The sequence below is a fragment of the Bacteroides reticulotermitis JCM 10512 genome (genome assembly GCF_000517545.1).
GTDB lineage: Bacteria > Bacteroidota > Bacteroidia > Bacteroidales > Bacteroidaceae > Bacteroides > Bacteroides reticulotermitis.
Genome location: NZ_BAIV01000029.1, coordinates 46,871 through 71,965, shown reverse-complemented (window position 1 = coordinate 71,965; position 25,095 = coordinate 46,871). Strand labels below are relative to the sequence as shown.

General features: G+C 48.1%; 19 protein-coding genes, 2 pseudogenes and 3 riboswitches. Of the genes and pseudogenes, 15 read left to right on the top strand and 6 right to left on the bottom strand.

Annotated features, from left to right (window positions below):
- Positions 1-146: 146 nt before the first annotated feature.
- The 4 genes and pseudogenes from JCM10512_RS16365 to mutA all read right to left on the bottom strand — a co-directional run bounded on the left by JCM10512_RS16365 (position 147) and on the right by mutA (position 7,005).
- On the bottom strand, positions 147-2,372 hold the full coding sequence (locus JCM10512_RS16365; protein WP_044164756.1) for a DNA topoisomerase 3: 2,226 nt from the start codon (positions 2,370-2,372) through the stop codon (positions 147-149).
- Between the two features lie 173 nt (positions 2,373-2,545).
- Positions 2,546-2,763, bottom strand: a pseudogene (locus tag JCM10512_RS16360) (hypothetical protein); the annotation flags it as partial.
- A gap of 195 nt (positions 2,764-2,958) precedes the next feature.
- The gene (gene scpA, locus JCM10512_RS16355; RefSeq protein ID WP_044164755.1) at positions 2,959-5,106 is read right to left on the bottom strand and encodes a methylmalonyl-CoA mutase; all 2,148 of its coding nucleotides are present in this window, start codon (positions 5,104-5,106) and stop codon (positions 2,959-2,961) included.
- A gap of 1 nt (position 5,107) precedes the next feature.
- A pseudogene (gene mutA, locus JCM10512_RS16350) lies at positions 5,108-7,005 on the bottom strand (methylmalonyl-CoA mutase small subunit).
- 258 nt (positions 7,006-7,263) lie between these two features.
- Here mutA and JCM10512_RS16345 point away from each other — a divergent pair.
- On the top strand, positions 7,264-8,928 hold the full coding sequence (locus JCM10512_RS16345; RefSeq protein ID WP_044164754.1) for a putative transporter: 1,665 nt from the start codon (positions 7,264-7,266) through the stop codon (positions 8,926-8,928).
- 352 nt (positions 8,929-9,280) lie between these two features.
- Here the strand turns inward: JCM10512_RS16345 and JCM10512_RS16340 are convergent, their stop codons facing one another.
- Entirely contained in the window at positions 9,281-9,916 is a 636-nt protein-coding gene (locus JCM10512_RS16340) for a cytidylate kinase-like family protein (protein WP_044164753.1), read from the bottom strand.
- A 77-nt stretch (positions 9,917-9,993) separates the two neighbouring features.
- A complete protein-coding gene (locus tag JCM10512_RS16335; protein ID WP_044164752.1) occupies positions 9,994-11,403 on the bottom strand; it encodes a DUF5074 domain-containing protein in 1,410 nt (469 codons plus the stop codon).
- Positions 11,404-11,696: 293 nt separating this feature from the next.
- A riboswitch (cobalamin riboswitch) is annotated at positions 11,697-11,908 on the bottom strand.
- 198 nt (positions 11,909-12,106) lie between these two features.
- A riboswitch (cobalamin riboswitch) is annotated at positions 12,107-12,321 on the top strand.
- Positions 12,322-12,471: 150 nt separating this feature from the next.
- Between JCM10512_RS16335 and JCM10512_RS16330 the strand changes: the two genes are divergently transcribed.
- The 14 genes from JCM10512_RS16330 to JCM10512_RS16285 all read left to right on the top strand — a co-directional run bounded on the left by JCM10512_RS16330 (position 12,472) and on the right by JCM10512_RS16285 (position 25,088).
- Positions 12,472-12,774, top strand: coding sequence for a hypothetical protein (locus JCM10512_RS16330; RefSeq protein WP_206777883.1), 303 nt, complete (start codon positions 12,472-12,474; stop codon positions 12,772-12,774).
- The gene (locus JCM10512_RS21540; RefSeq protein WP_052517259.1) at positions 12,771-13,490 is read left to right on the top strand and encodes a DUF4465 domain-containing protein; all 720 of its coding nucleotides are present in this window, start codon (positions 12,771-12,773) and stop codon (positions 13,488-13,490) included. The genes JCM10512_RS16330 and JCM10512_RS21540 overlap by 4 nt, the downstream gene beginning before the upstream one ends.
- A 388-nt stretch (positions 13,491-13,878) precedes the next feature.
- Positions 13,879-14,097: riboswitch (cobalamin riboswitch) on the top strand.
- A gap of 152 nt (positions 14,098-14,249) precedes the next feature.
- Positions 14,250-15,656 carry a PKD-like domain-containing protein gene (locus tag JCM10512_RS16320; RefSeq protein ID WP_244437246.1) on the top strand — a complete coding sequence of 469 codons (1,407 nt, stop codon included), beginning with the start codon at positions 14,250-14,252 and terminating at the stop codon, positions 15,654-15,656.
- Between the two features lie 25 nt (positions 15,657-15,681).
- Positions 15,682-15,954, top strand: a complete 273-nt coding sequence (locus JCM10512_RS24215; RefSeq protein WP_244437245.1) for a hypothetical protein — start codon at positions 15,682-15,684, stop codon at positions 15,952-15,954.
- A 24-nt stretch (positions 15,955-15,978) separates the two neighbouring features.
- On the top strand, positions 15,979-17,877 hold the full coding sequence (locus JCM10512_RS16315; RefSeq protein WP_148298438.1) for a leucine-rich repeat domain-containing protein: 1,899 nt from the start codon (positions 15,979-15,981) through the stop codon (positions 17,875-17,877).
- Positions 17,810-18,922, top strand: coding sequence for a hypothetical protein (locus tag JCM10512_RS16310; RefSeq protein ID WP_044164750.1), 1,113 nt, complete (start codon positions 17,810-17,812; stop codon positions 18,920-18,922). Before JCM10512_RS16315 ends, JCM10512_RS16310 begins: the two co-directional genes overlap by 68 nt.
- Before the next feature lie 119 nt (positions 18,923-19,041).
- Positions 19,042-20,115: a YncE family protein gene (locus JCM10512_RS16305; protein ID WP_044164749.1), complete on the top strand. Its 1,074-nt coding sequence runs from the start codon at positions 19,042-19,044 to the stop codon at positions 20,113-20,115.
- A complete protein-coding gene (locus JCM10512_RS21535; protein ID WP_052517256.1) occupies positions 20,112-21,017 on the top strand; it encodes a TonB-dependent receptor in 906 nt (301 codons plus the stop codon). The genes JCM10512_RS16305 and JCM10512_RS21535 overlap by 4 nt, the downstream gene beginning before the upstream one ends.
- The gene (locus JCM10512_RS21530; protein ID WP_052517255.1) at positions 20,993-21,175 is read left to right on the top strand and encodes a hypothetical protein; all 183 of its coding nucleotides are present in this window, start codon (positions 20,993-20,995) and stop codon (positions 21,173-21,175) included. Before JCM10512_RS21535 ends, JCM10512_RS21530 begins: the two co-directional genes overlap by 25 nt.
- Positions 21,176-21,218: 43 nt before the next feature.
- Entirely contained in the window at positions 21,219-21,452 is a 234-nt protein-coding gene (locus tag JCM10512_RS21525) for a hypothetical protein (RefSeq protein ID WP_052517254.1), read from the top strand.
- Positions 21,347-22,138, top strand: a complete 792-nt coding sequence (locus tag JCM10512_RS22110; RefSeq protein ID WP_081741400.1) for a TonB-dependent receptor domain-containing protein — start codon at positions 21,347-21,349, stop codon at positions 22,136-22,138. The genes JCM10512_RS21525 and JCM10512_RS22110 overlap by 106 nt, the downstream gene beginning before the upstream one ends.
- Positions 22,139-22,171: 33 nt before the next feature.
- Positions 22,172-23,305 (top strand): ABC transporter substrate-binding protein, encoded by a 1,134-nt coding sequence (locus tag JCM10512_RS16295; protein ID WP_044164748.1) that lies wholly within the window; start codon positions 22,172-22,174, stop codon positions 23,303-23,305.
- Positions 23,302-24,318 carry a FecCD family ABC transporter permease gene (locus tag JCM10512_RS16290; RefSeq protein ID WP_044164747.1) on the top strand — a complete coding sequence of 339 codons (1,017 nt, stop codon included), beginning with the start codon at positions 23,302-23,304 and terminating at the stop codon, positions 24,316-24,318. The genes JCM10512_RS16295 and JCM10512_RS16290 overlap by 4 nt, the downstream gene beginning before the upstream one ends.
- Complete coding sequence (locus JCM10512_RS16285) at positions 24,315-25,088, top strand: ABC transporter ATP-binding protein (protein WP_044164746.1); 774 nt, start codon at positions 24,315-24,317, stop codon at positions 25,086-25,088. Before JCM10512_RS16290 ends, JCM10512_RS16285 begins: the two co-directional genes overlap by 4 nt.
- Positions 25,089-25,095: the final 7 nt, after the last annotated feature.

The following is a 25,095-nucleotide window of genomic DNA, read 5'->3' as shown; positions in this document are numbered from 1 at the left end:
CAACAGCTTAATCACTCCGTTAAACGGGATCACCGGCAAAATCAGGGGTTAGAGCGTGTAGAAGGAGCCGGAACTTAAACAATACGCACATGCAAAAAAAGGTATTACCTAAGCCGGTTTTTCAACTAACTGACAACCAGGTGAGCCTACTCAAAGGTTTTCCGATAGGTGCAGCCGCTTCGCCACTCCGAACAGCCATAGGCTGCTTTTCCTTTGATAATCGTTCCTTTGCCACATAGCGGGCAAGTCTGTCCAACTAACGGGTCTACAGTATTAGCAGCTTGGGCATTGGGTGTAGCCGGTGTACCAGCCGGAGTTGACGAGCTTGGCGCAGCACTACTCGGAGTTGCATTACCTGCTACGGGTTCAGCAGCCGGTTTCGTCGGAGCAGCTTTCTTCTTCGGAGCTGCCGGTTTGCGTTCCCGTTTCTTAGTCTCCTTCTTCCCCTTCTCCTCTTGCTGAACAGATACCGCTTCTTGAATGGTTATCCGTCGGTTGGAGTTATCGGAAAGGACACTCATCACAACCTCGGAAACCATCTGTTTCAGTTCCTCCAAGAATTGACGGGCATCGTATGTCTTCCTTTCGATCTCGCGCAGTTTCTTCTCCCAGATTCCGGTCAGCTCTGCCGACTTCAAAAGTTCTTCGTGAATGATCTGTATCAACTCCACACCCGTAGGGGTAGCAATGAGGTTCTTACGTTCTTTCCGTATGTAGTTTCGCTTGAATAAGGTCTCAATAATCGCGGCACGGGTAGATGGACGCCCGATTCCGTTCTCCTTCAAGGCATCACGCAACTCATCGTTGTCGACCAACTTTCCCGCGGTTTCCATAGCCCGAAGCAGGGTAGCTTCCGTATACGGACGAGGTGGCTGGGTCCATTTCTCATTCAGAATGGGAAGATGGGGACCACTTTCTCCTTCCACAAAGGCAGGTAACACACTCTCCTCTTCGCCCTCTTTTTCATCTTTATCTTCGGGAGCGTTTACATTCTCAGGCACACCGAATACAACACGCCAGCCCGGTTCGAGTATCTGCTTGCCCGTTACCCGAAACTCGATGCTTTCCACTTCACCTAACACGGTGGTCGTGGCGACTTTACAGTCGGGATAGAACACGGCAATGAAGCGGCGGGCAATCATATCGAATACGCGTCGTTCCATATCGGTCAGGTTCTGCGGATGTTGTCCGGTAGGGATAATGGCATGGTGATCGGTCACTTTCGTATTGTCGAACACTTTCTTGGATTTCGTTAGCGTCTTTCCCACCAACGGGGTAGTCAGCACCTCATAGTCGCGAAGCCCTTTCAGGATGCCCGGACATTTGGGATAAATATCGTCACTCAGGAAAGTCGTGTCTACACGCGGATAGGTGGCGACTTTCTTCTCGTACAGTGACTGGATGATTTTCAGCGTTTCATCGGCCGAGTAGCCAAACTTCTTGTTACACTCTACCTGCAAAGAGGTCAAGTCGAACAAGCGGGGTGGATATTCCCGACCCTCTTTCTTCGACACATCGGTAATGGCAAACGGCGAGTTCCGGATCTGTTCGACCAACGACTCGCCCTGTTCCAAACTCTCGATAGGGTCTATTCCGCGGTTTTCTTCTTCCTTCTTTGTCTTCTTGGCTGCCTCTTTCTTTTTATCTTCTTCCAGCATAAGTTCTTCCTCACTCTTCTTGATTAGAGCGGAGAAGGTAGTATCCCGGTAAACGGTTTTCAGCTCCCAGTATTGCCGGGGCGTAAAGTTCTGAATCTCCAGTTGTCGGTTTACGATGAGTGCCAACGTTGGTGTTTGCACACGTCCGATGGAGAGTACTTGTTTGTTTTGTCCGTATTTGATGGTATACAAGCGTGTAGCGTTCATACCCAGTAGCCAGTCGCCGATGGCCCGACTCAGTCCGGCTTCGTACAACGGTTGGAAGTCAGCCTGGTCTTTCAGTTTGGCAAATCCTTCACGTATAGCTTCTTCGGTCAGTGAAGAGATCCACAGACGTTTCACCGGACAGCGTGCGCCTGCCTTCTGCATCACCCATCGCTGAATCAGTTCTCCTTCTTGGCCGGCATCCCCACAGTTGATAATCTCATCGGCCTTCTGCATCAGTCCCTCAATAACCTTAAATTGCTTCTCGTAGGAGGGGTTCCCTATCAGCTTGATACCGAAGCGTGGCGGAATCATAGGCAGACTACTCAAACTCCATGATTTCCAGGAGGGGGTATATTCGTGAGGCTCTTTGAGGGTACAAAGATGACCGAATGTCCAGGTCACTTGGTATCCGTTTCCTTCTATATATCCTTCCCTTCGGCTATGAGCGCCGAGTACTTCGGCTATATCGCGTGCGACAGATGGCTTTTCAGCTATGCAAACTATCATTCTGACTTCTTCTTTTTTTTATATTAACAGCTTACAAAGTTAAGCGATTATTTTGCACCTGCCACATAAAGAGAGAAAAAAGAAAACAACCCCCGTAAGCACGAACCTTAGGCCGCATTTACGAGGATTATTTCAAATAATCAATTTGCGCGTAGCAACCGGTTTACTGATTATTACTTATTTTTCTGTGTTACTTCGATACCACTCGGCCATAAAGCGTCGGCATAGGATTTGGCATCGTTTCCGTTCTCTGTATAATCTTTGGCTATATCCCCTCCACCTTCGTTGAACTTCCAGTAGCACAAAGTCCCGGAGTGGTAGGATCTACGTCGTACATATTATCGTAGAGTTCCTGTTGGGAACGGGCTACGTTCCATATACGGACTTCACAAAACAGATAGTACTCCTAGTAAAATAGGGGCTATCCGACTTTTCGGACAACCCCTACATATTTCTATCCTCACTCTCCGAACAGATGTTCCGATGTGTGAATACTTAGCTTACTTGTATGGAAGCTAGACACGCCCCAAATCATGAGAGAAGCTTTTTGAGCCTCACCGATGAGGTCGGATATAGCAAACCGGGACTACTCTTCGTCCAACAGGATCTCCAGAATCTGGCAAGCAGCACGGGCTACCGGAGTACCGGGACCGAAGATTGCTGCAACACCCGCCTTGTACAAGAAATCATAATCCTGCGCAGGAATTACCCCACCGGCAATGACTACAATGTCTTCACGGCCTAACTTCTTTAGTTCTGCGATGATCTGTGGAACCAAGGTTTTATGACCGGCAGCCAGCGAAGATACACCAACTACATGGACATCATTCTCAACGGCTTCGCGAGCAGCTTCCGCCGGAGTCTGGAACAAAGGTCCCATATCCACGTCGAAACCACAGTCGGCATATCCGGTGGCAACTACTTTCGCACCACGGTCGTGACCGTCTTGTCCCATCTTAGCAACCATTATACGAGGTTGACGTCCCTCTTTCTTGGCAAATTCAGCGGTCAGTTTACAAGCCCGTTGGAAGTCGCCATCGTTTTTACTCTCTGATGAATACACGCCTGATATTGTTCTAATTACTGCTTTATAACGTCCTACTATCTTCTCGCAAGCAGAGGAAATCTCACCCAAAGTAGCACGTAGACGAGCAGCCTCTACAGCCAATTCGAGCAGGTTACCTTCTTTGGTCTCCACACACTTCGTGATCGCTTCGAGCGCTTTCTGTACTTCAGCCTCGTTGCGTCCTTCTTTCAAACGCTTCAGGTTGTCGATTTGTTCCAGTCGAACAGCCGTATTGTCAATTTCAAGAATATCAATCGGATCTTCTTTCTCCAGACGATACTTATTCACACCCACAATGGTTTGCGCTCTACTGTCGATACGAGCCTGTGTACGGGCAGCCGCCTCTTCGATACGCATCTTGGGTATACCGGTCTCAATTGCTTTTGCCATACCACCTAGTTTTTCAACTTCCTGGATATGTTCCCAAGCCTTATGAGCCAGTTCGTCGGTAAGAGCTTCTACGTAGTACGAACCTCCCCACGGGTCTACATTCTTACAAACATAGGTCTCTTCCTGAATATAGATCTGTGTGTTACGGGCGATACGTGCGGAGAAGTCGGTTGGCAAAGCGATAGCCTCATCCAACGCGTTGGTATGCAGTGATTGGGTATGTCCCAATGCAGCAGCCATGGCTTCGATACAGGTACGGCCGATATTGTTGAACGGATCTTGCTCGGTAAGCGACCATCCCGATGTTTGCGAGTGCGTACGCAAAGCCAGTGATTTAGGATTCTTCGGATTGAATTGTTTCACAATCTTGGCCCACAACATACGTGCGGCACGCATCTTGGCAATCTCCATGAAATGGTTTGTACCAATGGCCCAGAAGAATGACAAACGTGGAGCGAACGCATCGATATCGATTCCGGCAGCTGTTCCGGCACGTAGATACTCCAACCCATCGGCCAGCGTATAAGCCAACTCAATATCCGCCGTAGCACCTGCTTCCTGCATGTGATAACCGGAGATCGAGATCGAGTTAAACTTAGGCATCTTCTGCGAAGTATATTCGAAGATATCGGAGATGATCTTCATCGAAAATGCGGGTGGATATATATAGGTATTACGTACCATGAATTCCTTCAGGATATCATTCTGGATTGTTCCGGCCATCTCTTCCAATTTAGCACCTTGCTCCAAACCAGCGTTGATATAGAACGCCATGATAGGAAGTACGGCACCGTTCATGGTCATCGAAACGGACATTTTATTCAACGGAATACCATCGAACAAAACCTTCATATTGTCGAGTGAACAGATAGAAACACCCGCTTTTCCAACGTCACCCACCACGCGATCGTGATCGGGGTCGTAGCCGCGGTGCGTAGCCAAGTCGAATGCTACGGAAAGCCCCTTCTGACCGGCAGCCAGGTTACGGCGATAGAACGCGTTCGATTCTTCGGCTGTGGAGAATCCGGCATACTGGCGAATGGTCCACGGACGCAGGGTGTACATTACCGAATAGGGTCCACGTAGGTATGGAGGAAGTCCGGCAGCATACTCCAGATGTTCCATACCTTCGAGGTCTTCTTTGGTATAAACAGGTTTTACATTGATGTGTTCCGGGGTCTTCCAATTGGCGGCGATCCCGTTCTCTTTCTGCCATTCAGCACCATTTACCGGCTGAAATGCGGCATATATATCGATGTTCTTAAAATCTTTTCTCATCTTACTTCAATAATTTAGCGTTGAACTCTTTCAATGTTTCGAGCACATTGACGCGAACATGGATGAAATTCTCAATACCGGAAGCTTTCAAAGCATCGGTACATTCGGGATTACCGGCAACGATGAACAGTGCACGACCGTTCAAAGCCTGATAAGCCGGAACAGCATACGTTTCATATTCCTCATCACTGGAGCAGATGACAACGATATCCGCCTTGGCAGCCATTGCAGCTTCCACACCGGCCTCTACCGTTTCAAATCCGAGGTTATCGATCACTTCATAGCCGGCACAAGCCAGGAAGTTGCACGAATACTGTGCACGAGCCTGCCGCATAGCCAGGTTACCAATGGTCAACATAAACGCTTTCGGACGTTTGCCGGAGGCTTCTGTCTCGAGACGCAACGCTTCAAACTCACTGGAAGCCCGATCGAAGATCAGAGTATCCACATCCTTCTCACAAGTCTCTTGTCCACCGCAGCAGCAAGTCTTCTCCAGAGGCGCTTTGTTGCCCGCTTGTTCGTTGAAGTTAGGGAATTGATTTGTACCCAATAGAACTTCACGGCGTTGAGCTACCGCCTTATGGCGTGCTTTATTACTTTCGTTCACAGCTGCCTGCACAGAGCCTTCTTTGATGGCAACATAGAATCCGCCGGCTTCTTCTACCGACAGGAATAGTTCCCAAGCTTGCTTGGCAATAGCTGTTGTAAGATTCTCAATATAGTAAGATCCGGCTGCGGGATCGATCACTTTCTCGAAGTGCGATTCCTCTTTCAACAGCAATTGTTGATTACGAGCCAGACGTTCGGAGAACTCGTCCGGAGTTCCATAAGTAGCGTCAAACGGTACAACGGTCATCGAATCGACTCCGGCCAACGCCGCGCTCATCGCTTCAGACTGCGTACGGAGTAGGTTTACGTGAGCATCAAAGAGGGTAAGGTTGAAAGTCGATGTTTCGGCATGTACTTTCATCTTAGCCGCACAACGACATTCATCGTTAGCTCCCTTGTTATCGCAGTCGCGCAAACATTCGGGTTGATAAGACGCAACAATATTCGCCCATAACAAACGAGCGGCACGGAACTTGGCTATTTCGAGGAAATAGTTGGAACTGACACCGAAGTTGAATTTGATTTTCTTAGCCACTACAGCAGCCGGAATACCAGCCTCTGTGAGTTGACTCATGTATTCGTTACCCCACGCTAGAGCATAGCCTAGTTCTTGGGAGATGTACGCACCGGCATTGTTGAGCGAGCGAGCGTTTACATTCAGCACCCGATAGAAAGGAAGAGGTTGGATTGCTTCGAGCAACGCTTTGGCAGCTTGCAGCGTGTCTCCTTTTTCTTTACCTTTGGTAAGCATTTTGTTGAAGAAGTCATAGTTGATCGAACCATGTAGTTTCTTCACGTCATAGTCTTTCTTCTGAAAATACGCTACCAAGAGTTCCGCCAGCTTCACAGCGTGTCCCTGACAGATCGAGAAGTTCAGCTCCACGCATTCGGCCTGAATGTCGTTCAGCAGAGTTTCGAGATACGCCTCATCCAACTCTTTTGCCTTGAGATGGAAAGAGAGAGAATCGATTCCTTTGTTCAGGATATCCAATGCCGTCGTGTTTGCTTCTTTGGGGGATTCAACTCTAACTTCCTGACGTACCAGCCATTCGTTATTGTCCTTCTTTGTACCTCTGAGATACGGAACTCGCCCGGAAGTGCATCTGTTGTTTTTAATCCTTCGAGGTCTTCCATCCGATAGAAGGGTTTCACCTTGAAGCCTTCGTTTGTTTTCCAAACAAGTTTCTTCTCAAAATCAGCTCCCTTCAAGTCTGCCGTAACCTTTGCCATCCACTGTTCGGTAGAGACAGGAGAAAAATCAGAGAAGAGTTTTTCTTTTTTGTCTGCCATAGTTTATTTAAAATTAGAACCAAATTTTATAATTATCTTTACCTATTTCTTGCCAATTGCTCTTATTTAAGCCTGCAAATATAACCAATTACTTAATATGAATCTTTTTTTTAGAAAAAATTCGCACTAAAAGCTACCATTCTGTCGGTCGGACGGAGTATAAATAAAAGGATGGAAATATTTGATTAGCTGCAATGTTATAGCTAATTTTGCACCCGTTTTCCGGGAAATATCATCAAAAAAGCTAATTATAATATTATGGAATGGTTACAAAGTTTATTGTGGGACTCTAGTTCTGTGGCACACATCGTACTCCTCTACGCTTTCGTAGTGGCGGCCGGTGTGTACTTAGGGAAGATAAAGGTATTCGGAATATCTTTAGGAGTCACGTTTGTTTTATTTGTCGGTATCCTGATGGGACATTTCGGATTCACAGCCGACACGCACATCTTACATTTCGTGCGTGAGTTTGGTTTGATCCTGTTCGTCTTCTGCATCGGTCTTCAGGTAGGTCCCTCCTTCTTCTCTTCCTTTAAAAAAGGAGGAATGACGCTCAATCTGTTGGCAGTAGGCATCGTTGTGTTGAACATCGCCGTAGCATTAGGGTTGTATTTCCTTTGGGCAGGACGTATCGAGTTACCGATGATTGTAGGTATTCTCTATGGAGCTGTGACCAATACCCCGGGACTTGGTGCCGCTCAGGAAGCGTTGAACCAGTTGAGTTATAGCGGACCGCAGATTGCGCTCGGTTATGCTTGTGCCTATCCCCTGGGTGTGGTTGGTATCATCGGTTCCATTATCGCTATCCGTTACATCTTCCGCATCAATCTCAACCAAGAAGAAGAGAACCTGCAAGCTCAAACTAGCGACACCCAACACAAGCCTCACATGATGAGCCTCGAAGTACGTAATGAGTCGATCGACGGCAAGACCTTGCTGGAAGTGAAGAAGTACCTCGGCCGTCAGTTTGTCTGCTCACGTTTGCGTCACGACGGACATGTGACTATTCCCAGCCACGATACTGTTTTCAATTCGGGCGACCAGATATTCGTTGTTTGCTCGGCAGATGACGCGGCTGCTGTTTCGGCTTTTATCGGTAAAGAGATCGTACTCGACTGGGAGAAACAAGACCTTCCGATGGTATCTCGCCGTATCCTGGTTACCAAGCCGGAAGTCAACGGTAAAACACTCGGTGTGATGCATTTCCGCAGTATGTACGGTGTCAACGTGACCCGTGTCAATCGTTCGGGTATGGACCTGTTCGCCGACCCCAACCTGGTGCTCCAAGTGGGTGACCGTGTAATGGTGGTAGGTCAGGAAGATGCTGTGGAACGTGTAGCCGGTGCGCTAGGCAACCAGTTGAAGCGTTTGGACACCCCAAATATCGTAACCATCTTCGTCGGTATTTTCCTCGGTATTCTACTGGGAAGCCTACCGATCGCTTTCCCCGGCATACCGACTCCGGTCAAACTGGGATTAGCCGGTGGACCGTTGGTAGTAGCCATTCTGATCGGACGATTCGGACATAAATTCCGTTTGGTGACTTACACCACGATGAGTGCCAACCTGATGCTTCGTGAAATAGGTATCGTACTCTTCTTGGCCAGCGTGGGTATTGAAGCCGGTGCTAACTTTGTGCAGACAGTGGTTGAAGGCGACGGGCTCCTTTATGTAGGAACCGGATTCCTGATTACGATAATCCCTTTACTTATCATTGGGGCCATTGCCCGGTTGTACTTCAAAGTGAATTACTTCACGCTGATGGGATTGATAGCCGGTAGTAACACCGACCCTCCGGCATTGGCCTACGCCAATCAGGCAACTGCGTTGGATGCTCCGTCGGTAGGATACTCTACGGTTTATCCGCTGTCGATGTTCCTTCGTATTCTGTCGGGACAGATGATTTTACTCTTGATGATGTAGCGCGCCTACCTCTCAGATAAGCAATAACCGATACTGTGGCACTGATCCACAGGACGGAAAAGAAATAGTCCCCTTATTTAGTACCTCGATACTAGATAAGGGGACAGTTCTTTATATAGGATATAGTCAATAAACGGTTTTCTACTGAGTCGAATTTCAGTCTATTGGGGATTAGCGTTCCGGCTGACTTCATTCAATCGGTCTGAAAACAATAAGACTTTTGACTGAAAACATGAATTGTTTCCGACCGTAACATTACTTGTTTAGCGGGTCATCTTCCGACCTCTTACGAGGTATAGGTGTGACATAAACCTAATTTTCAGGAAACTGTAACCGGGAGAAATCCGGATTTTCAGCGTTCGAGTTTCAGTTTCTTGACCACGTACTCTTCGATAAACTCCACCGTTTCGTCGATACCCAACGTAGAGGAATCGATACACAGGTGATACGTTCCCGCTGCTCCCCAGGTCTTAAAGCTATAGTAATTATAGTATTCCGCACGCTTCTTATCAGCCTTTTCGAGCATGGCCTCAGCAGCATCTTCATGTATCTGGTGCATCCGGCAAAGTCGTTGGATACGATCTTCCTTCGAAGCGGAGATAAATATGTTCGCGCAACGGGGATGTTCTCGCAGGATGTAGTCGGCACAACGGCCAACAAACAGGCAGGATTTCTCGGCTGCCAACTGCCGGATCACGTCACTCTGAATCTTGAAAAGCGCGTCGTTGCTCAGGCAGTTCAGACTGGGCATTACGCCTTCGCTAACAAAAGGGAAACGCATACCGAACACGCCGCCGATCAGACTCTGTGAAGCTTTCTCATCCGCTTTCTCAAAAAGTTCCTTACACAACCCGCTCTCTTCGGAAGCTAAATTAATCAGTTCTTTATCGTAGAAACCGATTCCCAGACGGGCGGCCAGCTTTTCACCGATGTCTTTTCCACCGCTACCAAGCTGGCGACCAATGTTTATGACATATTTCTCATTCATAGTACTTCGCTTGTTTTAGTATTCGTCTAGCAAACATACGAATTATTTCTAAAAATAGCAACGCACCCCGCCTAATTTTATTTCTTCAAAACGACATCAACACGCACGGTCTTCTCTACCTTTTCTCCGTTTGAAATGGCGATAAACTTACATGTCGTGCTACCTATACCTCCTTTAGATGTAACGGTCAGAACGTTGTCTTTGAGGGAAGAAGTAACCAAATCATTGTCGGCAAACTCTACCTCACGGATGATGGAAAGCGCTGTATTATCGGCATCTATCATCTTCTCGGTCAGGTCGATTGTTTGAGTTTCATTCGAAGCCAGCAGGATCTGATTCGTTAAGATTTCCGGTTTGTTGGCATCTTCGAAGAAAGGTACCGCAGGAAACCAATAGTATCCGTCCGCTTCGGAATTCTGACCGCCATTCACTACAATTTCTTTCTCCAGCGTTCCATTCGGAGCAATCAGATACACCCAGTTGAAGTTCTCATATCCCCGGGTAACGGTGGCGACCACACGATCGGTTAGCGGATCAACACGTATACCGGCAGCGTAGAGAGACAATTGTTTGTCCTCGTTCTTCCCCAACGTATAGAATGAAGAGTTGAATGCTTGGGTATCGATGTTGTATTGTGCAATGGCTGTGATGCTCCATGTACTTTTGCCATGTCCCCAATAAAGTACGTTCTCTTGGGTAGAGGCACACAAACTGCCTGCATTCCATGCACTCCAAGAACCACCAATTTTGATTCCCTCCGGGTATGCCATCCTTTGCTCTTCCAAGGTCCGCGGGTTTATTTTCAGGAAGTCGGTAGATGTGGCAACCCACACGATTCCGTCCTTACTTCTGGTTAAGGCATTGAATGTCCCGGTCATCGCTTGTTCGATCTTGTTGGTCGCTACATCGATCACATAAACCTTCTTCTGTGTCAACGCAAACAACCGGCCTTCGGCATAGCACATAGTACCCACCTGACCGGTAACACCTTCTACGGGATCTCCCAGTTGCAGATTCGCAATATCAAACCGGCGAACACCTGCACTGTGGCTTACATATCCTACTTGATCGTCTACTCCGACAAACGCACGCCCGTCGCCTCCGATGTCGGTAAATACGGCTTTCTTTTTCAGTGTATTCGCATCGGCCACTACCAAGCGGTTTCCTTGTTTGGACAATAGGTAGACATACGATCCCCAGGTGGTGCCAAACTCTGTGGTCACGCCCAGCGTCTCACCTTCATTGGCTGCGCGATAAGCACGGTACACCACGTCATAGCCGGTTCCATTTACTTTAAAATAGTTCACCGTACCGTTGTCATGACCAAACCAGTCTTCATTGGCTACATAAAAACCTTTAGCTGCTTTGACAGCCGATGGTTGCGAATCTTCATATTGTTTTATTTGCGGATCTTCCGGTTCGTCATCCGTACAAGACACAAAACCCAGACTCAAGGCTACAATTGCGGGTAAAAAATACTTTTTCATTTCTAGTTTCAATTAATATATTAAAGATATGACTTGTTAACGCCTGAACGGCTTCAACCTTTGGGCAGGCATTCTCTTGCTCGCTTCGGACTTCAACGTTCAACAGCGTATCTGTTTTTTCAAAAGCCAACCTCCGGAGATGCGTATATAAGGAAAAGGGCAGTCTGTTCTCTTTCAAAGAACGGCAAGCACAGCGTATTACGCAGGCAAACGCTGCATATTCCGCCTATTGTACAACAAGGTACTCGGATGATAGATAAAACTGCACATTCCAAACTTCAATCCCAGAAAGTTTCAGAAATTCAATTCTGGCAGGTCTTCTGACTTACTCCATCTTCCCAACGCCCTTCCCATCTCTCTAAAGCGAGACAGTGGATTTGAGTCTTGCGGGAAAACTTTTGGCGGAGCTTACAGCAGCGGGTCTGTTCAGGACTTACACCTGATTCCCTTTTCACCACTCTTACCGTAGAATCGGAAGAGTGACACCAAAATTTCTGGGGCAAAGATACGATAAGCAAATGAAAACAAAAACAAATTGTAAAATGAAAGACAAAATCCGGTATCCGTCTGAGGGTGCAAACCGATTCTCTGCACACAGATAGAGCAACACAGATACTCTCGAGCGCTGCAAGCGTCTTTTTACTAATTTGAAGGAAAAAGAAGAATCTTTTTGAAAAACTACATGGTCCTTTACTAATAAAGACTATTTTTGCAGCGTGAAGGTGTTTCTTTCCGTCTGATGATCCGGCGGAAAGAGATGAAAAGGGAATGCCGTGTAATCCGGCAACAGTTCTTGCTGCTGTAAATTCCTGTTCGGAAACGAACAAAACAGTTTTACCAATAGCCACTGACCGTTTAGGGTTGGGAAGGCGTAAAACCGGAATGAGTCAGAAAACCTGCCTTGGCAATCGGAGTCACTCTTACAAGATATGAGAGTACCGAAGACTGCTTTAAACGCTTTTGCAAGAATTAGCACTGACAAAGAAGTCGCCGGCTACCAACTTATCTGATCAGACATACGCTCCGATACATAAAATGGATTTTATGTTTAACATTAATAATAAGCGTATGAAGAAGTCATTATTCCTTTTAGTTTTAACCTGCCTATTTGTATCCTGTTCATCGGATGACGATTTAAACCCATCGATCCAGCTCACGGCCAATGATGTAGAAGAGTTTGTTTATGGAGAAACCCGCGAGTTCCCGGTTGTTTTGAGCGAAGTTACGTCTACTTCCTTCAACACACCCAACGGATGGGAAGCCAAAATCAAGAATGATAAGTTGATCGTTACAGCACCTTCCCTGGTAAGTAGCAGTTTGGCCAGCAGTGTTCAATCGATATACTTGCCGGATCAGCAAAGGCTTCGTTGAAAGTAAAAGCGTTCTACCTCGTCACATTTGAAGATGTAAATGCCAAGTATCTTGCCGGACCAACAGCAGAAGGAGAAAATCTGGCTTCGACCTATACCGGTACAAATCCGGAGAGATATACCGGTTACCACGACAGTTCGTCCGATTTATTCTTCAATACAGATGCAACCGCTTTCTATTCAGGAGGTATAGCCATTTCTCAGTGGAATGACTTGACGAAAGAAGATTATACCAATCAATGCAGCGTATTCTTCGGAGATAACAATCAGAAAAACGGAGGTAACAATAAGTCTAAGACTTTTGCCGTAAGCTATGTCAGCAGCTATAACGACGCGCCTACGATGAACTTCCAAACTGCAAATGCCGAACATATAATCGACCACGCCTACTTTACCAACAGTACGTATGCGGCTCTAACGATGACTAACGGCAACAACTACGCTAAGAAACTCTCCTACGATGCCAAAGATTGGTTCAAACTCGTCGTTGAAGGATTCAGTGCAGCCGGCAAGTCTACGGGAACGGTAGAATTCTTCTTGGCAGACTTCCGCACACAGAATGCCGGCGGTATCGTTAACCAATGGAAACGGGTAGACCTGAGCTCGCTGGGCAAAGTGCACAAACTGAGCTTCACCATGGACGGTTCTGACAAAGGAGAGTACGGTGTCAACACACCGACTTACTTCTGCGTAGACGATATTGCTGTAATGCAGTAACATAGGTAAGAGCTTGAAAGAAGCATACTAAGAATCACCCGAGGCATACGTTTGCTTTGCCCAGGGGAACAACAACTTTTGCCCTGGGTAAATGATCCGTTTGCCCAGGGCATTTTGGTATTTGCCCGGGGCAAAGGAACAGCTCCTTTTCAACAAGACGATAATCAAGCCACCCCTTCCTCAGCCAACTAACGAATCCTTACAAGGCGTGCCGACAGTTATCAGAAGCAACCGCATCCGCAAGTCAGCCCGGCATAGCAAACCATTGGCAACACACTAATTATCAAGCCGAAACTTATCCCCGCCGCAAGACAGTCCACACCTCTTTTTTCGGCAATCCGCTTAAATAAATTGTTAATAAAAACACAATATACAGAAATATAACTATCTTTGCCTTTGCAAAGTTGGTATCCGTTGCCGCGTTCGATGCGGTATCGGATTAAAAAGGGAATACCGTGTGAATCGGTAACAGTAGCCGCTGCTGTATTTTCCCCGTATGACTATGATGTCATGCAATTTGTAGTACAATGCCACTGGATATTACTTCTGGGAAGGCGCTACAAATACGGGAATAAGTCAGAAGACCTGCCTCCTTGCAGTTGGATTTTACTCCTGCGGCGTTCGGGAAGTAGGTCGTTGTCCTTTTCGGGTATACAGCAATGTATCGTGAAAACGGACTCCTTCTATTCACACTAACCGGGTATCTCTGCACCCGAGTGAAATCCATTATCATCAATTCAGCAACTTAAAAGAATGCTCATGATAAATGGATTTTTAAAAACAACCGCCAATTTACTAACGCTTTGCTGCGTAATGGCACTTGCTTCGTGCGGAAACGACCGTGATGAAGAAATCTCGAAAGGTACTCCTCCCGTAATCACATTTGAGAACGGCACAGGCGTCTACGCAGTGAAAATACTGAAAGACATCACCATCACGCCCGTCGTGACAAATGCCACTGACCCCATCTATACGTGGAAAGATAAAGATGGGAAAATCATTAGTAAAGACGTCTCCTGCACCTATTCGTCCAAAACTGCCGGATCGGTCTTTCTTCGCTTTCGCGTTGACACCGAAAATGGTTATGCGGAAGAAGAAATACGTGTAGAGGTCGTAGATAAAATGATCCCTGCCGTATCGCTAATCCCTCTCTACAATACGTATATAGGTAAAGATATAAGCATTGTATCTTCCGTCAACATCACCGATGGGAGCACCTATGCCTGGACGATGGATGGCAAAACGGTAGGAACAGAACCCACCTACACATTCAAACCCAGTGAAAAAGGACAGTTCAGTCTGAAACTTGTGGTAACCAACGAAGACGGTAGCGGCAACGCCACCACCTCGATACTGGTATCGGACAAGCCGGAGATGAACATCGTGTTCAACGAGACCCAGCTGACTGTTCCCACCGGACGTGCCGCCTGCGTATCTCCCGTCATCACCGATGCCACCGCCAACGCGACCTATGTATGGCAAGTGGACGGAGTGACCCAACAAGGCCAAACACAATCCACCTTCACCTTTACACCTCCCAGTGCCGGAAACTATCAGGTGAAAGTGACCGGAACAGACGGCACCGTGGTGAAGAGTGCCACACAAACCGTTGTCTGCCTGACAACCAACGAAGCCAAATATTACCGCGCTCCCACAGCTAATAGCTCGAGCATGCAGATCACCGTATTTGACCTCTTGCCTGCACCGGGACAATTCGTTAGCCAGATTAACGGAGCCACACAGGCGGAAGCCAACACGTATGCCGAGCGGCGAATCAACCAAGATAAGAACTATATATCGTTGGGGGCTTGGGGCGGCTACATCGTGGTAGGCCTCGACCACAGCATCTACAACAAGAACAACGGTTACGACTTCTTCATTACAGGCAATGCCTTCAAAGGAAGTTCCGAGCCTGGCATTGTTTACGTGATGCAGGACGAGAACGGTAACGGAAAGCCTGATGATACTTGGTACGAACTGCGCGGCAGCGAGACCGGCAAAGCGGAAACGTATCAGAACTATGCAGTGACCTACTATCGCGCTCCTAAAACCAATATGCCTCTGCAATGGACAGACAATCGCGGCAACTCCGGCAGCGTCGATCTGAAACCCTCCTTCCCTTCCTGCTCAAAGATGCCCAATATACCCTGCGCGGTACACGCCTGAAAGCGAATACCCGTCATGACGGCCTATGGTACAACGATGCCTACGATTGGGCTATGCCGACAACTGGGGAACTGACTTCGTCGGTGGAGAGAATGCCAACGCAGACCCTGCCGGTAACGGATTCAAGATAGCCAACGCGATGTATCCCAACGGAGAAAAAGTGACGTTGCGCTACATCGACTTCATCAAAGTGCAGACAGGCATCCAGTCGGTAGCAGGTGTGCTCGGAGAGTTGTCCACAGAAGTTTTCGGCTTCACCGACAACCAGATGAACGAATCACCTTCCACCCTGCAATAACTATAAATTTAAAGCATTACAGATATGACTCTGAATATTTTAGGAAAAACCTTTTTGTCGGTTCTTTGCGCCGTAACCTTGTTCACAGGTTGTAGTGACGACGACGATAACAGCCCGTTCGTCGGACTGGACAACAATATGCTTTCATTCTCCCTCACCCAGGGAGTAACCACGTGGCAGGCAGCCATTGACGACAACGAGATCGTGATAACCGTTCCCGAAGGTACCGAACTTGCGGGAGCTACCGCCACCTATCGCCTGAGCGAACAGGCCGCCATCTTCCCCGATCCCGCGGGCATAAACTTATGGAACGAAGAACAACAGTTCGTTGTGAAGTCGTATAACCAGACCAGACGGACGTACAAATACACCATCCAGTACACGCCCGTCAGCGAGGTGGCCAACATCACCCTCAACTCACAAGCGGAAGTCGATGCGTTCGGCACGCACGGGGTAACGGCCATAGAAGGAAGCCTATTCATTGGACTTACTGAGAACACAACCGATCCGATCATGAATCTGAATGGTTTATCCAAGCTCACCGAGGTAATGGGGCAACTTCAGATCGGGCAATACTATCAAGGCGAGTACCTTGACGGACTGGCTAAAATCAAGCGAGCAGGAAGCATCTTGATCACGACTGTCGGAACAGGCGTTGCCAAAAACCTCAAGTCGGTCTCCTTCCCTGCCCTCACACTCATTCGCAGAGATTTGAACCTATATAACGGTAAACAGATTGAATCCCTTTCGATGCCTCTTCTGAAGACTATTCTCGGAAACTCGGAGATTCAGGAAACGAGCATAACCTCTTTCAACATGAACTCTCTCCAGCAGGTGGGAGGAAGTATAATCTTCAATAGCAATCAACTAACTGACTTGGAGTTCCCGGATTTGGAATCCATCGGAGATCAGCTCTATCTATACGCCAGCACTTCCGGCGCAGGATTTCCCAAGCTGACCACAATCAACTTACCGATATTGGGCACTTGTTCCCGAATCAGATTCGAAGGGGCAGAAAGTTTGGAAACTCTCCGTATTCCGAAATTAAAGGCTTTATCTACGCTGAGTTTCCAGAAATCTCTGTCGTTTACAGACATCAATACCACTATAAAAGACCTCGAAAGCATAGAGACTCTTACCCTCTCTTCGACCTCTGTTTTGCAACTGGACGCTACCGGCAAGACTATCGAGAAACTTACCATTTCCCCAAACGGCACCGATCAATTCACCCTGACGGGTAAAGACACCTTTGGTGACATTGAGTTTGCCAACAACAATCAGGCTCCGTTGCCTATTCTCGTGGGCATAAACACGATAGCCAACTATTCCATCCGCACGGCACGGGGTAGCGTCTCCTTAGACGGGGTGAAGGCGATCACCGGAAGCCTGAGCACCAGTCCGGTTACCATGAACGTGCTGGATGAGTTACTGCTGCCGGACTTGGAATCGGTAGGCAGCATTAAGACGCATCTGGGAAGCAACGGAGTAGCCACTCGCCTCAACGCACCCAAGCTGACCGAGGTCACGGGAAGTCTGGCTCTCACCGTCAACACCAGTCAGGCAGACCTTTCGTATATCAACCTACCCGTACTGAGCAAAGTCGGCGGGGAACTGAACATAGCAGGCAAAACAACCTCGCAACAGACGATTACGCAGATCAATTGTTTCCCCAAGCTAAGTTCTGTAGGAGAGGTGACCATCAAAGGCTTTAAGAAGCTGTTCAACTTCAGCCCGTTCAAGCCTATGATCGAGCAAGTGAGCAAATGGACAGTCACATATTGCGGTTCCAATCCGACCTTACAACAGATGAAAGACTCACCTACCGGTATTTTAGCAATAATTAAAAAACAAACTTATGAAAAAAAATCTCCTTTTCTGTGCTGCTTGCGCACTTATCGTAGCGTTAGGCAGTTGTACGAATGATGTGCTGGACGAAGTGCTGGACGATTCTCAACCAACCGAAGAGCCTACACGTTCAACGAATGACACCCGATGGTTGCATGCGTATGTATTATGTGAAGGAACCTGGAAAGCGGGCAATGCGTCCATCCCGGGATATTTAATTAAATATGATAGCCTTTGGAACGAAATCTCCAGAACTCAGGTAGGAGACACCGGCAATGCGCTCATTAAATACGGTTCTAAATTGTATTGTGCTGTGAGCGGCAATGGTCTTACAGCCGACAATGGAGGAATCCGGGTGTTTAATGCCGGTACAGGTACAGCACTAACTTCACTCATTCAGTACGACGACCCCAAGAGTGGACATAAGATCATGCCTCGCCATTTGGCAGCTCACGGTGGAAAAGTGTACATCAGTCTCTATTCCGGAGCGGTGATGTCTATCGATACCCTCGTTTATGCCAAGCAAAACTCCCTTGCACTGGCAGCCACCTATTCCGAAGGTATCTGTGTAGCGAACGATCAGGTTTATGTTTGCAACTCCGGAAACGCCAATGATACGTCTGCCGGAAGCGGAAACACGATCTCCGTGTTGCCACTCGATCTAAGCGAAGAAGATCAGCTTACCATTGTTTCGAATCCGAAGCTCATCAAACAGGCTCCCGACGGAACGATTTACTTCAACGCGCTGGGCAACTACACAACAGAGAGCTCGGCTTTGTATAAACTGACCACGACCGGTTACAGCCAAATCACCGATCAGGTGGGAGGTTTTGGAATCGGAGCCGATGCTGTTTACACAGCGGATATTGATTGGATGTCAATGGATTACGATACACATCTGAAGAAAGTAACCTTTGCCGGAGTAGTGAGCCAATTTAATGTGAGCACCCTACCCGATTTTATGTTTGGCTATAGTGTTTCCGTCAATCCGTATAACGGGGATGTATGCATCGGTCAGTCCATGGGACAGGATCTAAACATTTTCAAATCGGATGGTACAGGCCCGACGCATACGATCGAGACGGGCGTTGCCAACGTCAACTCGGTAGTATTCGCTAATTAGTCCCTACATTCTAAATAGGCCGGACAATCCGGTTTTACCTTCACCTGCCTGCCGAAAGTTCTCAGCAGGCAGGTGAATCTTCTTATTTTTTACTACTTTTGCCCGATAAAAGCATGCATATGAACAAAAAGGCTCCTATAATTCTTCCCATAATTCTCCTATTTCTTGCCGTAGCGTCGTGCATGGATTATGATCCTTTCGAGAAGAAAGCGTTCAATGCCTCCGGTAACGGATTATTCATTACCAATGAAGGCAACTTTCAATACGGCAATGCCAGCCTTTCTTACTATGATACGAATACGAAAGAGGTTGAGGAGGACGTCTTTTTCAGCGCGAATGGCCGTAAGCTAGGAGATGTTGCCCAATCGATGACCATCCATAAAGGCAAAGGCTATGTGGTGGTCAACAACTCAGGCGTGGTCTACGTCATCGATATACAGACTTTCGAGGTGCTCGGAGGTATCAAAGGCCTCTCTTCGCCTCGCTATGTGCACTTTGTGAACGATACCAAAGCTTATATAACCGATCTTTATGCGCCCGTTATCACGGTTTTCAATCCCCAGACCTTGGAGAAGACGGGAACGATCGACACCCAAGGCCATAAATCGACCGAACAAATGGTGCAGTACGGCAAGTACGTGTTTGTCAACTGTTGGTCGTACGACAACTCTATCCTGGTTATCGATACCGAAACGGACAAGGTGGTAGACAGAATCGCCGTAGGCGTGCAACCTACTTCACTCGTTCTCGATAAATATGGTAAGCTGTGGACAATAACCGATGGCGGATACGAAGGTAGCCCCTACGGATACGAAGCTCCGGCACTCTACAAGATAGATGCCGCCACACGGACGATAGAAAATAAATTCACCTTCACCAAAGGGGAGAACGCTTCGGAAGTTACGCTCAACGGCGAACGAGATACACTCTATTATATCTGCAACGACATTTGGCGGATGGACGTCACCGCCACGCGCACACCGGTACGCCCTTTCTTAAAACGACCGGAGAAGAATAGCATCTTCTACGGCCTGACGATCGACCCTTATACGTCGGAGGTCTATGTGGCTGATGCCATCGACTATCAACAACGCGGAGCTATCTTCCGCTACACCTCGCAAGCCGTACCGGTAGACACCTTCAAGGTAGGTATCATCCCGGGAGCGTTCTGCTTTAAATACAACCGTCCATGAGTATGATAACTAAAATACGGATAAGTATCGCATTCCTGCTTTGCTGGGTACTAACCCTGCAAGGACAAGACAAGAAAGTGGCCTGGCAGTTACGTCTGGACACGGTCACCATTGTCGGCAAACGTCCCTTCCGCGATATCGGAGCCACAAAAACGGTACTCGACACACTCGTTCTGCGTGAGAATATAGCCAATAGCCTGGCAGACGTTTTGTCGCAAAGTACCTCGATCTTTATCAAAAGTTACGGCAGGGGAACCATGGCAACCGCTTCTTTCCGCGGTACGGCTCCCTCGCATACGCAAGTACTTTGGAACGGCATGAGTATCAATTCACCCATGTTGGGACAGGTGGACTTCTCACTCATCCCCTCCTATTTCATCGACGACATGAGTCTGTGGCACGGGGCAAGTTCGGTCAATGTTAGCGGTAGCGGACTGGGTGGTGCGATTACATTGGGCACAGGCCCCGAAAGGAAAAAAGGGTTCGATCTGCACTTTGTGCAAGGTATCAGTAGTTACCGAACTTTTGACGACTTCCTTCGTTTCAGTTATGCAGGCGAGAAGTGGCAAAGTTCGACCCGCCTCTACTTCGCCAAATCGAAAAACGAGTTCAGCTACACCAATTACGATAAAGCGCAACTCAACGAAGACGGTAGCTACAACCCGGAATATGAAAAGTCCACGAACAAGAACTGCCAGTATCAGGACTTCCACTTGATGCAGGAACTTTATTACGACCGCAAAGACGGCAATAAGTTTTCGCTCACCGCTTGGCTGATGAATTCCGACCGGGGCGTACCGATGCTTACATCCGACCAACGCGAAGAGGCAAACTATAAAACCCGGCAGGAGGAAACTACGTTCCGTGCCGTCGGCGGATGGGATCGAACAGCGAGAAGCTGAAAGCATCCGGTAAGCTGGGCTATACCTACACGCATATGCAGTATAAATACGACTCGCGAGTAGGTGAAGAGCAACTGAACCGCATGCAAAATGCAAGCAGCTATGTCTATTCCGGTTTTATGTCGGGCAATGTAGAATATATCCCTTCTGAGAAGTGATGATCGGTGCCAACCTAAACGGAACATTCAACTATGCCGATACGTGGGAAAGTGTGGACAAGGTGGGTATATTGAGAGCCGCCCGGAGATTTCCGCACTCGCTACCGTACGCTACCGCCCTTGGTCACGCGTGGGATTAGCAGCCGACCTGCGGGGTATGTATTACAATAAATTCACGCCGCTCATTCCGGCCGCCTTTCTGGACGTCACCCTCTGGCCGCGTTACGGACTTATGTTCAAGCTTCTATCGCCCGCAACTACCGCTACCCTACGCTGAATGACCTTTATTTTCAGCCGGGAGGCAATCCGAATCTGGCACCCGAGAAAGGATTTACATACGACACCGGCCTGGAGTTTACGCTCAAATCGGATGAGCTTTTCACCCTGAAAGGTGAAGCCACCGTTTTTGATTCGCACATCGACGACTGGATTCTCTGGATTCCTACCACCAAAGGGTACTGGACACCTCGCAACGTGAAGCAGGTACACAGCTACGGTCTCGAACTAAAGGGAAAGGCTTCGCTTCGTTTGGGAGAGTGGACGTTGTGGATGGACGCCAACTGGACGCACACCAAGGCAATCAACAAGAGCGAACCGGTTAGCTCGGAAGATAAATCGACCGGCAAGCAATTGGTTTACATACCTGAGTACTCGTCGGCGCTCATGACGCAGGTGAGTTGGAAGGATTTCTTCTTTATATATAAGTATAACTATTACAGCCAACGCTATACGACTTCAAGCAACGAGATGTACACCAAGCGGGACCAACTCGGCGCTTACTATATGAATGATGTATCGCTGGAGAAACGGTTCAAGTGGAAGCAAACGGGGGTATCCGTGAAGTTCTCGGTGTACAACCTCTTCAACGAAGAATATATATCCGTACTCAGTCGCCCCATGCCCCGGAGGAACTATGGTTTCACCGTCAGCATCAACCCACGGTGGGGACATAAAAGCAACTGACATTTATTCATTTAAAAACAGAATCACTAGAATATGAGACATACCCTTTCAACCCTTACGCTGCTTTGCCTGCTTGTACTGTCAGGTTGCAAATCAGGCAACAAGGTTTCGCTGGAAGCTTTTAGCAACGAAGTATATGCGCCCGAATACGCTTCGGGATTCAAAATAATAGGGGCGGACAATACTGCCAGCACCATCATCCGAACATTCAACCCCTGGCAAGGGGCAACCAACATCGAGATGCCTTATTTCATCTCACGCAACAACGAACAACCACCTGCCGGATTTAGCGGAACCGTTATTCCTGCCGGTGCGAAACGAATTGTCTGTATGTCTTCTTCGTACATCGCCATGCTCGACGCCTTAGGGGAAGTCAGCCGCATCGTGGGAGTTTCGGGCATCAATTATGTTTCCAACGCCTACGTTCTAGCACACAAGGATTCGATTCAGGATATGGGTGCTGAAATGAATTATGAACTGTTGCTGGGACTAAAGCCTGATCTGGTACTGCTGTATGGCATTGGAGATGCGCAGGCAAGTGTGACCGACAAGCTGAAAGAGTTGTCCATCCCTTCGATGTACGTAGGTGAATACCTGGAAGAATCTCCGCTGGGCAAAGCGGAATGGCTTGTTGTCTTAGGGGAATTGATGGACATTCGGCAGAAAAGTATCGACGCATTCCGGGAGATTCCCCAACGCTATCACGCTCTGAAAGCGCTTACCGATTCGGTAGAGCAACGGCCTACGGTGATGTTCAACACGCCTTGGAATGATAGTTGGGTAATGCCGTCGACTCAGAGTTATATGGCACGCCTGGTTGCCGATGCGGGAGGGGACTATATTTATAAGGAGAATACAACGACCAGCTCCACGCCCATCGGTTTGGAAACAGCCTACCAATTGATACAGAAAGCGGATTACTGGATCAACTTAGGCATGGCTTCTTCGTTGAAGGAATTGAATAAGATGAACCCGAAATTCTCCGCTGCCAAAGCTGTACACAACCAGACGGTTTACAACAACAACCTACGATTGACGGCTACGGGCGGCAACGACTATTGGGAATCGGCGGTCGTACACCCCGACATCGTATTGCGCGATTTGATACATATCTTCCATCCGGAACTGGTTCCCGATTCACTCTATTATTACCGACAGTTGCAATGAGTAAAAACGGAAAACGAACCTCCCTGCTATTTACCTCTTTGGGTATCATTGCCATCGTCCTGCTTCTGGCGGATATGGCAACCGGAGATACCTTTATCCCCATTGGCAAGATATGGGCGGTACTTACCGGAGGCGAATGTGACGGCACCACACGCAACATCTTGCTCTCGATCCGTTTTATCCGGGTTGGCGTTGCCGCTTTGATAGGGATCGCTCTTTCCGTAAGCGGACTGCAAATGCAGACCGTCTTTCAAAATCCATTGGCGGACCCGTATCTATTGGGAGTCAGTTCGGGCGCAGGGCTAGGAGTCGCGCTATTTGTATTGGGCGCACCGACATTGGGATGGACTGATTTCCCGATGTTACAGTCCATTGGTATCGTTGGTTCGGGCTGGATCGGAACTTCCGTTATCTTATTGGGTATCGCTATTCTCAGCCGGAAGGTAAAGAACATTCTGGGTGTATTGATTGTGGGGGTCATGATCGGGTACGTAACGGGTGCCATCATTCAGATCCTGCAATACCTGAGTTCCGCCGAACGCTTGAAGATGTTCACCTTATGGTCGATGGGATCACTTGGACATATCACCTCCAGCCAACTGGCAATCATGATACCTGTGCTTTGCGTCGGACTGGTTTTATCCGTCGCTTGCATCAAGTCATTGAACCTGTTGCTGCTCGGCGAGAACTATGCACGCACCATGGGCATGAACGTCAAACGCTCACGTACCCTGATCTTTATGTCCACCGCGCTACTGACCGGAACGGTTACCGCATTCTGTGGCCCGGTAGGATTTATCGGATTGGCTATTCCACATATCACACGCCTGGTGTTCAGCAATGCCGATCATCGGGTATTGGTTCCCGGCACAATGCTGATCGGCATGATCGGTATGCTGATTTGCGATATCATTGCGAAGAAGTTCCTGTTGCCGATCAATTGCATCACCGCCCTACTCGGAGTTCCGGTTATTCTATGGGTGATTAGTAAAAACTTAGGTATATTCAAATGATTGAGCTCAAAGATCTGACATTAGGTTATGGCCAACACATCCTGCTGGATAAAGTTTCCACCGAGATAGCAACCGGACAACTCGTTGCCCTACTGGGACGCAACGGTACGGGCAAGAGCACGCTGCTTCGGGCCGTTATGGGCTTGGAGAAACCGCAGGAAGGGGAAATCCTCCTGGATGGTAAGCAGGTGGCTCGTCTCAAACCGGAAGAGCTGGCTCGTAAGATCAGTTTCGTGACGACCGATAAAGTGCGCATAGCTAATCTCAGTTGCGAGGATGTGGTTTCTTTGGGACGTGCTCCGTATACCAACTGGGTGGGCCGCCTGCAAGAAGAAGACCGGGAACGGGTGACCGAGGCCATGCGCCTGGTAGGAATGAGTGATTATGCCGGCAAAACGATGGATAAGATGTCCGACGGTGAATGTCAGCGCATTATGATAGCGCGGGCACTGGCGCAAGATACGCCGGTTATCTTACTCGACGAACCTACCGCTTTTCTGGACTTACCCAACCGGTACGAACTTTGCCTACTCCTGAAATCCTTAGCCGAGAATGCTCGAAAGTGCATTGTATTCTCTACACACGACCTGGACATTGCTCTCTCGCTCTGTAGCACAATTATGCTGATTGACAACCCGCGACTCTATAGTTTACCTACTTCGGAGATGGTCAAAAGCGGGCATATCGAACGCCTGTTTCGCAACGATTCCATCACGTTCGATCCCCAGGAGATGCGCGTCCGCGTCACCGAAACAGGTAAAATTCCCTAAAAAAGAT

Coding starts and splice junctions, on each gene's coding strand:
- JCM10512_RS16295 (WP_044164748.1), top strand. CDS start 22,172: ATGAGACATACCCTTTCAACCCTTACGCTGCTTTGCCTGCTTGTACTG.
- JCM10512_RS16305 (WP_044164749.1), top strand. CDS start 19,042: ATGAACAAAAAGGCTCCTATAATTCTTCCCATAATTCTCCTATTTCTT.
- JCM10512_RS16315 (WP_148298438.1), top strand. CDS start 15,979: ATGACTCTGAATATTTTAGGAAAAACCTTTTTGTCGGTTCTTTGCGCC.
- JCM10512_RS16320 (WP_244437246.1), top strand. CDS start 14,250: ATGATAAATGGATTTTTAAAAACAACCGCCAATTTACTAACGCTTTGC.
- JCM10512_RS21530 (WP_052517255.1), top strand. CDS start 20,993: ATGGGATCGAACAGCGAGAAGCTGAAAGCATCCGGTAAGCTGGGCTAT.
- scpA (WP_044164755.1), bottom strand. CDS start 5,106: ATGAGAAAAGATTTTAAGAACATCGATATATATGCCGCATTTCAGCCG.
- JCM10512_RS16330 (WP_206777883.1), top strand. CDS start 12,472: ATGAAGAAGTCATTATTCCTTTTAGTTTTAACCTGCCTATTTGTATCC.
- JCM10512_RS16340 (WP_044164753.1), bottom strand. CDS start 9,916: ATGAATGAGAAATATGTCATAAACATTGGTCGCCAGCTTGGTAGCGGT.
- JCM10512_RS21535 (WP_052517256.1), top strand. CDS start 20,112: ATGAGTATGATAACTAAAATACGGATAAGTATCGCATTCCTGCTTTGC.
- JCM10512_RS16310 (WP_044164750.1), top strand. CDS start 17,810: ATGAAAAAAAATCTCCTTTTCTGTGCTGCTTGCGCACTTATCGTAGCG.
- JCM10512_RS16290 (WP_044164747.1), top strand. CDS start 23,302: ATGAGTAAAAACGGAAAACGAACCTCCCTGCTATTTACCTCTTTGGGT.
- JCM10512_RS16335 (WP_044164752.1), bottom strand. CDS start 11,403: ATGAAAAAGTATTTTTTACCCGCAATTGTAGCCTTGAGTCTGGGTTTT.
- JCM10512_RS24215 (WP_244437245.1), top strand. CDS start 15,682: ATGGTACAACGATGCCTACGATTGGGCTATGCCGACAACTGGGGAACT.
- JCM10512_RS16365 (WP_044164756.1), bottom strand. CDS start 2,372: ATGATAGTTTGCATAGCTGAAAAGCCATCTGTCGCACGCGATATAGCC.
- JCM10512_RS16345 (WP_044164754.1), top strand. CDS start 7,264: ATGGAATGGTTACAAAGTTTATTGTGGGACTCTAGTTCTGTGGCACAC.
- JCM10512_RS16285 (WP_044164746.1), top strand. CDS start 24,315: ATGATTGAGCTCAAAGATCTGACATTAGGTTATGGCCAACACATCCTG.